This is a genomic window from Amycolatopsis sp. NBC_01307 (genome assembly GCF_035975215.1).
Taxonomy (GTDB): domain Bacteria; phylum Actinomycetota; class Actinomycetes; order Mycobacteriales; family Pseudonocardiaceae; genus Amycolatopsis.
The window spans coordinates 4,369,953-4,384,837 of record NZ_CP108403.1 but is presented as its reverse complement, the minus strand read 5'-3'; the positions used below and the strand labels follow the sequence as shown (position 1 = coordinate 4,384,837).

The window sequence follows — 14,885 nt, the reverse complement described above, 5'->3', positions numbered from 1 at the left end:
TCTGTCATGCCCGCGCTCCTTCCCCGCAGCGGACCGCCCCGGCTGCTCGCGGTGGCGACGCTGATCACGATGACCGGCTACGGCGTCTACCTGACCGCCGGTGTCCTGTACTTCACCCGGGCCGTCCACCTGCCCGCCGGTCAGGTCGGGGCCGGGCTGACGATCGCCGGCGCCGTGTCGCTCTCGGCCGGGATCCCGTTCGGGCACCTCGCCGACCGCCACGGCGCCCGCACGGTCTACGCGTTGACGCTGGTGCTCGGCGCGATCTCGATGGCGGGGTTGTGCTTCGCCGGCGGCTTCTGGTCGTTCGTCGTGTTCGCGAGCCTCGGCGCCGCGGCCCAGACGGCCGGCCCGGCCGCCCGCAGCCCGCTCGTCCAGGAGTACGGCGGCGAGCGGCCCGCCGAGTTCCGCGGTTACCTGCGGTCGGTGACCAACCTGGGCATCGCGTTCGGCGCGCTGCTGGCCGGCTGGGGCGTCGCCGCGGACACCCGCAACGCCTACCTGCTGCTCATCGCGGCCAGCGCGGTGTCCTACACGGCGAGCGTGGTCGTCGTGCTGTTCCTCCCGTCCGTGCCACCGAAACCGGCGGGCACCGGCCCGCGCTGGGTGGCCCTGCGCGACCGGCCGTACCTCGTGCTCACGGTGCTGGACGGCGTGATGGCGATTCAGTACCGAGTGCTGACGGCGGCGGTCCCGCTCTGGCTGGTCAGCCGGACCACGGCGCCGAACTGGACGATCTCCGGCGTGATGATCGTGAACACCGCGATCGTCGTGTTCTTCCAGGTCCGCGCCAGCCGCCGGATCGACACGACCCACGCGGGCGCGGTGGCGTTCCGCCGAGCCGGCTTCGCGTTCTTCGCCGCCTGCGTCGCGATCGCCGCCATGGCGGGCGCGCCCACCTGGCTGGCCCTGGTCTTCCTGCTGGCGGCGGTGGTGGTGCACACGATCGGCGAGATCTGGCAGGCGGCGGGCGGGTTCGAGCTGTCGTTCACGCTGGCGCCACCCCACGCGGTCGGCCAGTACCAGGGCCTGTTCGGCATGGGCTTGGGCCTGGGCGTGACCCTCGGCCCGGCGGTGCTGATCGCACTGTGCATCACGTGGGGCACCCCGGGCTGGTGGGTGGTGGGAGGCATCTTCGTGGTGACAGGCCTCGCGGTCCCGCCGGTGGTCCGCTGGGCGGAGCGCGACCGAGCCCGCCGCTCGGTGGCCGAGCCACAGGTGGCTTGACGCGGCTCGGTGCGTCAGGAGCTGTTGGCGAGCAAAGGGACGAGGGCTGCTCGGCCCCGGCCGCGATTCGCCACGCGATGGTGGCCGAGCCCCGGGTGGCTTAAGCGGTCAGGTGCGCGGCGAGCGCGGGATGAGCGCCGCTCGCCGAGCGCCTGGTCGTCGGCCGCGACCGCCCGGCATCGATGAGTCTTCGGCGACCGAGCCTCTGGGCCGAGCGCGACCGGGCCCAGCGCGATAGCCCGCCGCGCCCCAGGCGGCTTGGTGCGTCAGGAGTCGTTGCCGAGCCTCGAAAACAGCGCTGCTTGATGGGAGCCGCGATCCGCCGCGCGGTGGTGGCCGAGCCGCAAGCGGCTTGGGGGCAGGAAGTGCACTGCTCGCCGAGCGCGACCAGGCCCAGCGCGATAGCCCGCCGAGCCCCCAGACGGCTCGAGCGGTCAGGAACCGGTGGCGAGCCGGGGGAATAGAACCTCCGCGGCCGCGCGGTCGACGTCCGGGAAATGCTCGGCGCCCGGGCCCTCGTACGTGGTCAGGTTCCGGTCGAACCCTTCGCGCCATTCCTTGGGGGCGAAGGGGAAGTCGCTGCCGTAGAGGACGTGGCCCGGCTCGGCGAAGGCGTACAGGGACGGCAAGGCCGTCGGGGTGGCCGACAGCGCCGTGTCGAAGTAGAACTTCCGCAGTCCGGCCAGGATGCCGTCCGGGGTGGTGCCCGGGTTGAACATCGCCGCGCCGGTGAAGCGGTGTGCGGCGAACGGCAGGAAGCCGCCCGCGTGCGAAAGGATGACGCGCAGGTCCGGGTGCCGGTCGAACACGCCGTGGGCCACCAGGTCGAGCGCGGCGCGCGTGGTGTCGAACGGGAAGTCCAGCAGCGGGCTCGGCAGGCCGTCGAGCCGCGCGATCGGCGGCTCGGCCGGGTGCACGAACACCACGGCGCGGCGCGCGGCCAGCTCCGTCCACAGTGGACCGTACGCCGGGTCGCCCAGGTAGCGGCCGCGGGCGTTGGACAGCAGGACGACGCCGTCGGCGTGCAGTTCGTCCAGCGCGCGCACGGCTTCGGCGACGGCGCCGTCGAAGTCCGGCAGCGGCAGCACGGCGAAGTGCCCGAAGCGGTCGGGGGCGTCCTTGACCAGTTCCGCCTGGAAGTCGTTGACCTCGCGGGCCAGGTCGCGGGCCGCGGCGTCGTCACCGAAGTGGACGCCCGGTGCGCTGATCGACAGCAGTCCGGTGGCGATGCCCGCGCCGTCCATCATCGCGGTCGCGGCGCCGGGGCTCCACGAGGGCATCGGCCACCCGCCCGCGGTCTCGCCGTTGTCGTCAAGGGCCTTCAGGTAGCGGGGCGGGAGCAGGTGCTGGTGTACGTCGATCCGGCCGGTCATGATGTCTAGCCTCCTAATAGCTAGGTTGCTAACTATTGCTTTGCTAGGCTAGCTCGCATGACGACGACCGGCAACCACCCGCCCACCGCCGCGGAGGTCGACGAGCTCGTGCACGCGGCCGACACGGTGTTCTTCGCGATGCGGAAGGCCCGGTCGGCGGGGGCGGACCGGGACGGCGGGCTGTCGCTGCCGCAGCTCACGATGCTCGAACCCCTGGCCGCCGAGCCGGAGCTGCCGGTCGGCCGGCTCGCGGCGGCCGCGGACGTCTCCATCCCGACGGCCACCCGGATGCTCCAGCAGCTCGAAGCCGCCGGGGTGGTGGTGCGCCGGCGCTCGGCCGCGGACGAGCGCAAGGTGCTGGTGGCGTTGACGGCGGAGGGTGGCGAACGGTTGACGCGGCTGGTCGCCCGCCGCCGGGAACGTCAGGCGGAGGCGTTCGCCGTCTTCACGCCCGCGGAGCGCGAACAGCTCGTCGCCCTGCTCCGGAAGCTCGCGCCGGTAATCGACGTCAACCTGGGTGGCCGGGACTGAGCAGGTAGGCCATCGCCATGTCGGCGAGCTCGTCCGCGTACCGGCGCTGGGCCGCCTCGTCGGTGAAACTGTCCGGCCGCACGGAGTTGTGGAAGCAGGCGCCGAGGATGGCGCGGGCGACGGTGTCCAGCGCCGTCCCCGGGTCGGTGCGCCGGATCTGCCCGGCGTGGGGGAGGGCCGCGTCGAGCAGGAGGCGGTGGATTTCGGTGATGGTGCGGGCGCCCAGCGCCAGCGCGTCGGTTTCCCGCGCGCGCAGCAGTTCGGGGAAGAGGTTGCTGCTGTCGGTGAACGACTGCAGCAACGCGTGCGCGTAGGCGGTCACGACGCCGGCCAGGGACGGCCCGGCCGCGCGCAGCCGCTCGGCCACGAACGCCTCGCGCTCGTCCAGCATCCGTTCCGTCAACGCGGTGATCAGCTGCTGCTTGCCCTCGAAGCGGCGGTAGATCGAGCCGACCGAGACGCCGGCGCGTTCGGCGACGCCGTTGATCGTCAGCTCCTCGAGGCCGAGCGAGGCCGCGAGCTCCCCGGCCGCCTGCAGGACCCGGGCCAGGGTCGCGGCACTGCGCGCCTGCCGGGGTTCCCGGTAGTGCGGTTCGCGGCTCGGCTGCTCGGTCATATCGGGCATGGTAACGGCGGCTCCGGTCGGCGATCTTGACAAGCGGCGCGCGGCCGACGCTACAGTAGCGAATGCGAGTTCGCATTCTCATATCACTCCGGGTAAGGGAGCTGTCATGTCGACGCAGGGGGAGGCCCGCGCCCTGATCGCCGCGGTCCGGGACCGCCATGGGGAACTGGCCGAGGGTGGTTTCGCCGCCGATCGCGACAACGCGGACCCCACCGCGAACCTGGCTTTGCTGGCGGGGCTCGGGGTGGCCCGGCTGGCCGTGCCCGCCGCGTACGGCGGGCTGTGGGACGGCACGGAACGCGGCGGGTGGGGCGCGGTCATCCGGGCGGTGCGGGAGATCAGCGCGGGCGACGGCCCCACCGGGCAGAACTGGCTCACCACCGCGCTGGCGGCCCGCGAGCTGTTCGGCCCGGACAGCGGCCTGCCGGAACCGACCCGCGCCGAGCTGGCGCGCCGCCTGCTCGACGACGGCCTGCGGCTCGTCTCCTCCGCCGCCGAAACGGGCGTCTCGGGCAAGACGACCGCGCGGCCGGTGACCGGCGGGGTGGTGCTGAACGGCACGAAGTCCTTCAACACCAACAGCGGCGGCCTCGGCGTGGCTGCCGTCCGCTGCCTGCTGGCGGGCGAACCGCCCACGCCGTACCAGGTCCTGGTGGACCTGACCCACCCGCAGGTGCGGCTGCACGACGACTGGGACACCATGGGCCAGCGCGGCACCCGCAGCCAGACGGTCACCTACCAGGACGTCTTCGTCCCCGACGGTCGGCACCAGCCCCTCGCCGGGCCGTTCTCCCCGGTCTTCCTGGGCGCGGCGATGCTGCTGCACGCCGGCCTGTTGCAGGGCATCGGCGAAGGCGCCCTGGACGCCCTCGTCCAGCACACGCGCACCATGAAACGCGGCTCGCTGCCGCAGTTCGCCACCCCGGCCGAGGACCCGCTGATCCTGCGCCGTCTCGGCGCACTCTCCAGCAGGCTCGCCGCGTCCCGCGCCCTGCTCCACACCGCGGCCGACCAGCTGGAAACCGGTCAGGACGGCGAAGACGACGGCACCGTCGACTGCTTCCGGGCCAAGGTCGCCGCCGTCGACGCGGCCCTCGAAGCCGCCGCCGGGATCCACGAGGTCACCGGCGCGCGCAGCACGTCCAACGCCTTCCGGTACGACCGCTTCTGGCGCAACGCCCGCACCTTCGCCTCGCACGACCCCACGGACGCGAAGAACGTCTACATCGGCGGTTACGAACTCAGCGGGCACCTCCCCGCGTTGTCGAGCATCATCCGTTTGTGACGGTGACCGCGGTCACACGGGGCGGGTGTCGAGAACGTCGTGCCGGCTCCGTCCCCGGGGCGAGAGCGGCCACGAGGGCCGCGCGACACGGGAGGACAGCATGACGATCCACCGGATGGACCACGTCGGCGTCGTGGTCGGGGACCTCGCGGCCGCCATCGCGTTCTTCGTCGAACTGGGCCTGGAGCTGGAGGGCGAGGCGTCCGTCGAGGGCGACTGGGCGGACCGGCTCATCGGGCTCGACGGTGTCCGCACGGACATCGCCGTCGTGCGGACGCCGGACGGCCACGGCCGGGTCGAGTTGTCGACTTTCCGCTCGCCGGTGACCACGGCCACCGCGCCGCGGCCGTCGGTGGACGTCCCGGGCATCCCGCGGCTCACGTTCGTCGTGGACGCCGTCGACGACGTCGTCGACCGCCTGCGCGGCCACGGCGCCGAGCTGATCGGCGAAGTGGTGCGGTACGAGGACTACTGCCGGTACTGCTACGTTCGCGGGCCCGAGGGCATCATCATCGGGCTGGTCGAAGAACTCGCCTGACGTAGATCCCCTGACCGGAAAGGACGTTTGCCATGGCCGTCGCCGCTGATCTCGACCGCGCCACCGACTCGGCGTGGGACTGGGTCGCCGAGCAGACCCGGGCGTACCTCGCCTCGGACGGAGCGGAGGGGCACGAGTCGGACGGCGTGTTCACGCTCCTGCTCGCCACGACCGGCCGCCGGACGGGCGAGGCCCGCCGCACCTGCCTGATCTACGGCACCGCGGGCGACGACTTCGTCGTCGTCGCCTCGAAGGGCGGCGCCGACGAGGATCCGGCGTGGCTCAAGAACCTCCAGGCGAACCCGAGCGTCGGCGTTCAGGTCGGCCCCCGCCGGTTCACCGCCCACGCCCGCGTCGCGTCCCCGGCAGAGCGCGAGTCCCTCTGGCCGCTGATGACGCGCACCTTCCCGCTGTACGACGAGTACGCGCAGAAGACCGAGCGCGTGATCCCGATCGTGCTGCTCACCCCGGTCGCCGGGTAACGCACCGGGAATCGCCTCGAAGGGTGGTTTCGAGGTCGGGCGGGCGGACCAGCGGATCGTCGGATCGGCGACCGCCGGAGCGCGGCCGGCTACACGGGCCCATCCCAGGTCAGCCGCGACTGCAAACGCACATTCGGCACCCGTCGTCGGCGGCCCCACTGCGCCGGCGACCATCGCGGGAGTGACCTGCGGGCCAGGGTGAGCGCGGTAACGTAGAGCTCGCAGCGAGGTTCCGCCGGCTGGATCTTGAGGAGGCGATGATGGCCTGCTGCCACTGGGAATTCGAATGCGAGGCCGGTACACGGTTCGAGATCGAACTTCGCAGCGGGCCGATGAACGTGCTGCTCATGGACGGCCCCAACTTCACCGCCTACTGCGACGGCCTCGAGTGCTACGCGTTCGGCCGCTACTACGACGTGACCCCTGTAGTTCTCCAAGCGCCGCACGAGGGCTATTGGTGCGTCGTCGTCGACAACGGCAACGAAGAGGAACTCGGCGACATCGATGCATACGTGCAGGCGCTCTAGCCACGCTTCGGTGCGGGAGAGGGCACTTGATGCAGGCGGACCGGGAGGTGGGTGAGGCCCCGGATCAGGAGGCTCGGCTGCCAGCCGACCTCGGCGGGGTCTGCCGCCAGCTCCAGGTCCGGCAGGCGGTCCAGCAGGACGCGGAACGCGATTTCGCCCTCCAGCCGGGCCAGTGCCGCGCCTAGGCAGTAGTGGATGCCGTGGCCGAAGGCCAGGCTGCCGCCCCGGGGGCGGTGCAGGTCCAGGTCGTCCGGGTGGTCGAACGCCGCCGGGTCGCGGTTGGCGGAGCCGATCGCCAGCAGCACCGTCTGGCCGGTGGGGATCGTCGTTCCGCCTATGGTCACCGGCTCGGCGGCGAAGCGGACGGTCGCCGTGTTGACCGGGCTGTCCAGCCTCAGGAACTCCTCCACCGCGCCGGGCAGTGACGCCGGGTCGGCGCGCAGCCGCGCCCACTGGCCCCGGTCGCGCAGGGACGCCAGTGCGCCGTTGCCGATCAGGTTCACCGTCGTTTCGTGGCCGGCCACGAGCAGCAGTGAGGCCATCCCGGTGGCCTCCGCGTCCGACAGCTCGTCGCCGTGGTCGTCCGGGGCGATGATCGCCGACAGCATGGCGTCGTCGGGGTGGGCGCGCTTGTCCGCCACGAGCCGGACGAGGTACTCGCGCATCTCGGCCGACGCCGTCACGAACTGCTGGGGCGTGGCGGGCGACAGGATCGCGTGCGACCAGGTCCGGAAGTCGCCGCGCCGGTCGTCCGGCACCCCCAGGATCTCGCAGATCACGGTCATCGGCAGCGGAAAGGCCAGCGCGTCGATCAGGTCGACGGACGGCTCGCCCGCGGCCAGCCGGGCCGCGACGGCGTCGACCAGTTCGACGGCCAGCGTCTCGATCCGCGGGCGCAGTCTCGCGATGGCCTTGGCGGTGAACGCCTTGGTGACCAGCTTCCGCAGCCTCGTGTGCTTGGGCGGGTCGGAGTTGAGCATGTGGTCGTGGACGTCGAGGCCGCCGAGACCGGCCGCGGCGGCCGGCCCGAACAGGGTGGCGGCGTCCTTGACCAGCCGCGGGTCCGCGAGCGCGGCGCGCACGTCCTCGTATCGGGTGACCAGCCAGAACGGCGGTGCCCCCGGCGCCTGGGCCCGGGTCACCGGGCGCTGCTCGCGCAGGAGCGCGTAGACGGCGTGCGGATCGGCGGCGAACCGCTCGTCGAGCAGGACGACGTCGTCCGCGGTGCCGGGCACCGTGCGGAGCGGCGGTGAAGGTGTCGGCATGCGAAAAGCTCTCCTTCGGACGATGGCGAAACCGCGTTTCCCCGGAAATCGCGCGCACCGAGTCCTGCTGGATACCTTCCTTCCTATCGTGCGTGCGCGTGAAGTCAAATACGAGGTGGGGACACTAATGAATCCCTTAGTCTCGTCCCGGTGACCGGAGACGATCTTGAAAACGCTTGCCCGGCGTGGTTAGGGTGAAATTCACCCGGCGATCGACGAGCACTGGACAGGTGGTTCCATGCAGTTCGGCGACAGCGCTGCTCCGTCCTCGATCGCCGTGATCGGCATTTCGCGCGGTAGTCGGCCGGCACCGCCGGTGGACGACGCCCGGCGCGCGCTGGCGAACGCCGCGATCGTGCCCGGAGCCTGGGAAGGCTTGTCTGCCGGGGTTTTCGCGACGGCGCAGGCGGATTCAGTCGCGGCCGGACTGGCCGTCACGGGTCCCGTCGTGACGGCGGACGTCCCCTTCGCCGCGGTGGTCCACTTGGCCGCGCAGAGCATTCATTCGGGTGAATCCGCATTGGCGATCGCCGGTTCCATTTCTTCGGCGGGCAGTGCGTATATCGTCCTGAAATCGACGGCGCGGGCTGTCGTGGATAGTGATCCGATCCATTGTGTTCTCGCCGGAAGTGCGCTAGGCCGGACGCTGGTCGTGCAGCGCGCGTGCGAACGCGCCGGCGTGGACGTCGACGACATCCGGTTCGCGTGGCACGGTGAATTCCGCTCCGGCCAGACGTCGCTGGCCGATCTCGAGGAGCCGGTCGACGCCGACGACGCGGTGACGGCCCTGCTGGAACTGACGGGCCGGTTCAGTGGGGGAGAGGCCACCGCCGTACTGAGTTCCCTCGACCACGCCGGGAACCACGCCGTCTTGGTGCTGGCCGAACCGCCGGTGCGTCCCGTGCCGGTGCGCGACCCGTTCCCCGTCGTGCCGCTGCTGCTGTCGGCCGAGAGCCCGGAAAGCCTGCGCGGCCAAGCCGAAACCCTGCGCGCCCACCTCGACCGCCCGCAGGCGCCGGACCCGCTCGACGTCGCGCACACGCTGGCCCTCGCACGGCCGCACCTGACGCACCGCGCGGTCGTGCTCGGCGCGGACCGGGCGGAGCTGACGACGGGACTGGCGGATCTGGCCGCCGGCTGGAGCGCGGTGACGCGGGCCGGGACCGGGCGCAAGGTGGCGTTGCTGTTCCCCGGCGAAGGCGGGCAGCGCCCGGGCATGGGCCGCGACCTCTACCCGCGGCTCCCGGTGTTCGCCGCGGCCCTCGACGAGGTGTGCGAGCACCTGGACGCCGTGTCGGCCTGGTCGGTGCGCGACCTGCTGCTGGGCGACGCCGGCACCGCGGTCGCGCCCGAAGACGAGGCTCTGTACAGCCAGGACGCCCTGTTCGCGCTGCAGGTGGCGTTGTTCCGGCAGTTCGAACACTGGGGCGTGCGCCCTGACTTCGTGGTGGGTCACTCGGTGGGGGAGCTGGCCGCGGCGACGGCCGCCGGGGTGTTCACGCTGCCGGACGTCTGCGCGGTGCTCGCCGAGCGGATCCGGCTCTTCCGGGCGAAGACCACGGTCGGCGGCGCGATGGTCGCGCTGCGCGTCACCGAGGACGAGGCCCGCGAATCCCTGGCCGGGCTGGCGGACCAGGCCGCGATCTCGGCGGTCAACGCGCCGCGGTCGGTGGTCATCTCCGGCGACCGGGACGTCGTGCTGCGGATCGCCGGCGACTGGGAACGCCGCGGCCGCAAGGTCAAGCAGCTGGCCGTCGACCGGGCCTTCCACTCCCCGCACATGGCGCCGATGGCCGGCGACTTCGAGCGGTTCCTCCGCGGCCTGCCCACGCGGCCGCCGCGCATCCCGATCGTCCCGGTACACCCCGGGCTCGGCACCGAGCCCGACGTCGTGTGCCGCCCCGAATACTGGGGCACCCAGGTGCGCGGCACCGGGCACTTCCTCGGCTGCGTGCGGACGCTGGCCGCGGCGGGCGTGGACACCTACCTGGACATGAGCGCCAACGGCGTGCTCGCCGCGCTGGTCGAGGAGACGCTGCCCGCGGCCGCGAGCGGCGACGTGCTCGTGACGTCGGCCCTGCGCGACGGCCGGTCCGAGCTGCACGCGGTGCTGGGCACCGCGGCGGAGCTGCACAGCCACGGCGTGCCGATCGCGTGGGGCGAGGTGCTCGGCGGGCGGCGCGTGCACCTGCCCACCGACGTCGCCGAACCCGCGGCGACCCGGACCGCGGACCTGCCCCGGCTCATCCGGGCCGAGGCAGAATCGCTGATCGGCGCGGACTTCCGGGCGGATCGGACGTTCCTGGAGCTGGGCATGGACTCCGTCGCGGCCGTGGAGCTGGTCCGCAGGCTGCGCCGGCGCACCGGGCTGCCGATCGCCACGACCGCGCTGTTCGACCACCCGACCCCGGAGCGGCTGGCCGCGCACCTGGACGCGCACCTGGACGGCGGCACGCCCCGGCGAGCGGTCGTCGCGCCCCGGCGCACCGCGTCCGACGAGCCGATCGCCATCGTCGGGATGAGCTGCCGGTTCCCCGGCGGAATCCAGAATCCGGACGACCTGTGGCAGGTGGTCGCCGACGGCCGGACGGTCCTCGGGCCGATGCCGGAGGACCGCGGGTGGGACGTCGCCGCGCTGTACGACCCGGAGCGGCGGCGGCCGGGCACCAGCTACGTGCGCGAAGGCGGCTTCCTGCACGAGGCCGCCGGGTTCGACAACGCGTTCTTCGGCATCGGCGGCCACGAAGCCCTCGAAATGGACCCGCAGCAACGGCTGCTGCTCGAGCTGGCCTGGGAGGCGTTCGAGCGGGCGGGCATCGACCCGGCGACACTGCGCGGCAGCGACACCGGCGTCTACGCGGGGGTCGCCCACGACGACTACGGCACCGGCCCCGGGCACGGCGGTATCGGCACGCGCGAGAACCTGGCGATCGGGACCGTGTGCAGCGTCGCCTCCGGCCGGATCTCGTTCACCTTCGGCCTGCAGGGCCCCAATCTCTCCGTCGACACGGCGTGTTCGTCGTCGCTCGTCGGCGTGCACTTGGCCGCCACCGCGCTGCGCCGCGGCGAGTGCTCGCTCGCGCTGGCCGGCGGGGTGGCCGTGCTGTCCTCGCCCACCGTCTTCGTCGAGTTCAGCCGGCAGGGCGGGCTGGCGCCGGACGCGCGGGTGAAGCCGTTCGCCGACGGCGCCGACGGCACCGCGTGGGCCGAAGGCGGCGGCTTGTTCGTGCTGGAGCGGTATTCCGACGCCCGCCGCCACGGTCATCCGGTCCTCGCGCTGATCGCCGGCTCCGCCGTCAACTCCGACGGCGCGAGCAACGGCCTCACCGCGCCGAGCGGCACCGCCCAGGAGCGGCTGCTGGCCACCGCGCTCGCCGACGCCGGGCTGCGACCGTCCGATGTGGACGTCGTCGAGGCGCACGGCACGGGCACGAAGCTCGGCGATCCGATCGAGGCCGGGGCGCTGCTGGCGGCCTACGGCGTGCACCGCGCCCCGGACCGGCCGCTGCTGGTCGGCTCGCTCAAGTCCAACCTGGGCCACACCCAGGCCGCGGCCGGGGCGGCCGGCGTGATCAAGATGGTGCAGTCGATGCGCCACGGCACGGTCCCGGCGACGCTCAACGTCGACCGGCCCAGCGAGCACGTCGACTGGACGGGGGGCCTGCATCTGGTCACCGAGGCGACTCCGTGGCCCGAGGGAGCGATCCGGCGCGCGGGCGTCTCGTCGTTCGGCATCGGCGGCACCAACGCCCACGTGATCCTGCAACAACCCCCTTCGCAGCAAGAGGTTTCGCGCTCGACCAAGAGCGACATTCCTCCACTGTGGACGATATCGGCCGGGTCGCCGGACGCGCTGCGCGCGCAGGCCGCCCGGCTGGCCGCGCACTGCGCCGCCCACCCCGAGCTGGACGACCACGACCTCGGGTTCTCGCTCGCGACGACCCGCGCCGCGCTGAGCCACCGGGCGGTGCTGACCGGCGGCCGGGAGGCACTGACGGCGCTGGCGGCCGGGACGACCGATCCCGGGCTCACCACCGGCGTCGTCGGCGAGGGCGGCCTGGCCTTCCTGTTCGCCGGGCAGGGCAGCCAGCGCGCCGGGATGGGCCGTCACCTGCACGAGCGGTACCCGGCCTTCGCCAACGCCTTCGACGAGGTGTGCGCCGAGCTGGACCTCCCGCTCCGGGACGTCGTGTTCGGCGCGGACCAGGACACCCTGGACCGGACGGAGTTCGCGCAGCCCGCGCTGTTCGCGGTCGAGGTCGCGTTGTTCCGGCTGCTGGAGCACTGGGGCAGCCGGCCGGATCTGCTGCTCGGGCACTCGGTCGGCGAGCTGGCGGCCGCGCACGTCGCCGGCGTGCTGTCCCTGCCCGACGCGGGCCGGCTGGTCGCGGCGCGGGGCTCGCTGATGCAGGCGTTGCCCGCGCAGGGTGCCATGTACGCGGTGGCCGCCACGGCGGACGAGGTCGGCGAGCTGCCCGCGGGAGTGTCGCTGGCCGCGGTCAACGGCCCCCGCTCGGTGGTGCTGTCCGGCAGCACCGACGCCGTCACCGCGGTGGCCGAGCGGTTCCGCGCGCGGGGCCGCCGCACCAAGCGGCTGCGCGTCAGCCACGCGTTCCACTCCGCGCTGATGGAGCCGATGCTCGACGACTTCCGGGCCGTCGCGAAGAGCCTGGACTACCGGCCGCCCCGGATCCCGGTCGTGTCGGACCTGACCGGCCGCGTGGCCACCGACGAGCAGCTCTGCTCACCGGACTACTGGGTCGACCACGTGCGCGGCACGGTCCGCTTCGCCGACGGCGTCCGCACGCTCGCCGACCAAGGCGTCACGACGTTCCTGGAGATCGGGCCGTCAGCGACGCTGACGGAGATGGCCGCGGAGTGCCTGGACGACACCGTCGACACGGCCGTGGTCGACACCGTCGACACGGCCGTGGTCCCCGCGCTGGCCGACGACGACGTCCTCGCCGCGATCGCGGCACTGCAAGTGCGCGGCCACGGCCCGGACTGGGCAAAGTGGTACGCCGGGAGCGGGGCGCGGCCGGTGCCGTTGCCCACGTACGCCTTCCAGCGCAAGCGCTTCTGGCTCCTGCCCGAATGGGCGCCGGAGCAGAACCGCGCCGACACGGAGTTCTGGGCCGCCGTCGCGAGCGAAGACCCGCGCCGGTTCGGCGACCTGCTGGGCACCGACCTGGACGTCGCCGGCCTGCTGCCCGCGCTGGCGCGCTGGCGGCGCGGGCACGACCAGGACACCGAAGCGGACCGGCTGCGGTACCGGATCGGCTGGCAGCCGGTCACCGGCCACGACGCCGCGAAGCGCAACTGGGTCGTCGTGCACCCCGCGGACCGGCCCGTACCCGAGCCGATCCTCGCGGCGCTCGGCGGTACGGCGCTGGCCGTCGACGCCGACGCCGGCCGCGCGGAGATCGCCGGGCTCCTCCGGGCCGTCGAGCCCGGAGACGGCCTGGTTTCCCTGCTGGCGCTCGACGAACGGCCGCACCCGGCCGGGGTACCCGCCGGGCTCGCGCTGACCACCGCGCTCGTCCAAGCCGCCGGAGACGCCGACCTCGACGTCCCGTTGTGGTGCGTGACGCAGGAGGCGGTGTCCACCGGCGCCGGCGACCGGCTCGGCGCGCCCGTGCAGGCCATGGTGTGGGGCCTCGGCCGCGTCGCGGCCCTGGAACACCCGCGGCGCTGGGGCGGTCTCGTGGACCTGCCGTCTACAGTGGACCACGCCGCCGCCGAGCGGCTGGCCGGAGTGCTGTCCGGCACCGAGGACCAGGTCGCCGTGCGCGCCTCCGGCGTGTTCGCGCGGCGGCTGCTGCGCGCCCCCGTCGTCGGCGCCTCGCCAGGACGCGCCTGGCCGCGGCACGGCACCACCCTGATCACCGGCGCGTTCGGCGCACTGGGCCGGCACCTGGCCCGCCGGCTGGCCGCCGAAGGCGTGCAGCGGTTGCTGCTGACCGGGAGGCACGCCGACGACCCCGAGTTCGTCGCGGAGCTGACCGCGCTCGGCGCCGAGGTCGACGCGGTCGCCTGCGACGTCGCCGACCGCCAGGCCGTCGCGGACCTCCTCGCCGCGATCCCGGCCGACCGGCCGCTGACGGCGGTCGCCCACGCGGCCGGCGTGCTCGACGACGGCGTCATCGATGCCCTGGACCCGGACCGCCTGGCCCGCGTCCTGCGCGCCAAGGCCGACGGCGCGCGTCACCTGCACGAACTCACCGACGGCCTCGACGCCTTCCTGCTGTTCTCCTCCGCGACCGGCGCCGTCGGCAACGCCGGCCAGGCCAACTACGCGGCGGCCAACACCTACCTCGACGCGCTGGCCGAGCAGCGCCGTGCCGACGGCCTCGCGGCCACCGCGCTGGCCTGGGGCCCGTGGGGCGCGGGCGGCATGGCGGACGCGGCGGCCGTCGGCAGCCGGTTGCGCCGCGGCGGCATGACCGTGCTCGACCCCGGCGTGGCCCTCGCCGCGCTGGCCACGGCCTACGCCCGCGATGAGTCCGGCCTGGTGCTCGCCGACGTCGACTGGGAGCGCTTCGGCACGGTCTTCGCCACCACCCGGCCCAGCCCGCTGCTGGCGGAGCTGCCGGAAGCTCATCGGAGTGCCGCCGAACCGCCGGAAGAGGTCCCCACGCTGCGGCTGGCCGGGCTCTCGGCGGCCCAACGGCGCCGGGAGCTGCGCGACCTGGTCTGCCGGCACACCGCGCTGATCCTCGGGCACGACTCCGCCGCGCAGATCCAGCCCGGGCGGCCCTTCCACGAGCAGGGTCTCAGCTCCCTGGGCGTCGTCGAGCTGCGCAACCAGCTCGGCGCGCGGACCGGGCTGCGGGTCCCCGCGAACGCGTTTTTCGACCACCCCACGCCGCTCGCGCTGGCCGGCTACCTGGAAGCGGGCCTCGCCGACGATCCGGCACCGGCGGCCGCCGAGCCCACCGAGTCCGCCGAGTCCGAAGCGGACGTGCTCAGCCGGGCCGAACGGGAAGTCTTGCTGGCACAGGAGGATCTCATCGATGGCTGACGACAACGCGG

At 73.4% G+C, this 14,885-nt stretch carries 10 protein-coding genes; 7 read left to right on the top strand and 3 right to left on the bottom strand.

Annotation, left to right across the window (positions count from 1 at the left end; translation table 11 throughout):
- Window positions 1-6 precede the first annotated feature (6 nt).
- Window positions 7-1,227, top strand: a complete 1,221-nt coding sequence (locus OG439_RS18590) for an MFS transporter (protein WP_326950614.1) — start codon at window positions 7-9, stop codon at window positions 1,225-1,227.
- A gap of 434 nt (window positions 1,228-1,661) precedes the next feature.
- Here OG439_RS18590 and OG439_RS18585 read toward each other — a convergent pair whose 3' ends face one another.
- Complete coding sequence (locus tag OG439_RS18585) at window positions 1,662-2,600, bottom strand: amidohydrolase family protein (RefSeq protein ID WP_326950613.1); 939 nt, start codon at window positions 2,598-2,600, stop codon at window positions 1,662-1,664.
- 57 nt (window positions 2,601-2,657) lie between these two features.
- On the opposite strand from OG439_RS18585, the gene OG439_RS18580 reads away from it, so the two are divergent.
- Complete coding sequence (locus tag OG439_RS18580) at window positions 2,658-3,131, top strand: MarR family winged helix-turn-helix transcriptional regulator (protein ID WP_326950612.1); 474 nt, start codon at window positions 2,658-2,660, stop codon at window positions 3,129-3,131.
- Here OG439_RS18580 and OG439_RS18575 read toward each other — a convergent pair.
- Window positions 3,109-3,747, bottom strand: a complete 639-nt coding sequence (locus OG439_RS18575) for a TetR/AcrR family transcriptional regulator (protein ID WP_326950611.1) — start codon at window positions 3,745-3,747, stop codon at window positions 3,109-3,111. The genes OG439_RS18580 and OG439_RS18575 overlap by 23 nt on opposite strands.
- Window positions 3,748-3,862: 115 nt before the next feature.
- Here OG439_RS18575 and OG439_RS18570 point away from each other — a divergent pair, with 115 nt between their 5' ends.
- The 4 genes from OG439_RS18570 (at window position 3,863) to OG439_RS18555 (ending at window position 6,588) form a co-directional block, all read left to right on the top strand.
- Window positions 3,863-5,041 carry an acyl-CoA dehydrogenase family protein gene (locus OG439_RS18570; RefSeq protein ID WP_326950610.1) on the top strand — a complete coding sequence of 393 codons (1,179 nt, stop codon included), beginning with the start codon at window positions 3,863-3,865 and terminating at the stop codon, window positions 5,039-5,041.
- 100 nt (window positions 5,042-5,141) lie between these two features.
- Entirely contained in the window at window positions 5,142-5,579 is a 438-nt protein-coding gene (locus OG439_RS18565; protein WP_247052875.1) for a VOC family protein, read from the top strand.
- 32 nt (window positions 5,580-5,611) lie between these two features.
- Complete coding sequence (locus OG439_RS18560; protein ID WP_326950609.1) at window positions 5,612-6,061, top strand: nitroreductase family deazaflavin-dependent oxidoreductase; 450 nt, start codon at window positions 5,612-5,614, stop codon at window positions 6,059-6,061.
- Window positions 6,062-6,318: 257 nt separating this feature from the next.
- Window positions 6,319-6,588, top strand: coding sequence for a DUF1883 domain-containing protein (locus OG439_RS18555; protein WP_326950608.1), 270 nt, complete (start codon window positions 6,319-6,321; stop codon window positions 6,586-6,588).
- Here the strand turns inward: OG439_RS18555 and OG439_RS18550 are convergent.
- A complete protein-coding gene (locus tag OG439_RS18550) occupies window positions 6,585-7,853 on the bottom strand; it encodes a cytochrome P450 family protein (RefSeq protein ID WP_326950607.1) in 1,269 nt (422 codons plus the stop codon). The genes OG439_RS18555 and OG439_RS18550 overlap by 4 nt on opposite strands.
- A gap of 238 nt (window positions 7,854-8,091) precedes the next feature.
- Between OG439_RS18550 and OG439_RS18545 the strand changes: the two genes are divergently transcribed.
- On the top strand, window positions 8,092-14,874 hold the full coding sequence (locus tag OG439_RS18545) for a type I polyketide synthase (protein WP_326950606.1): 6,783 nt from the start codon (window positions 8,092-8,094) through the stop codon (window positions 14,872-14,874).
- Window positions 14,875-14,885 lie beyond the last annotated feature (11 nt).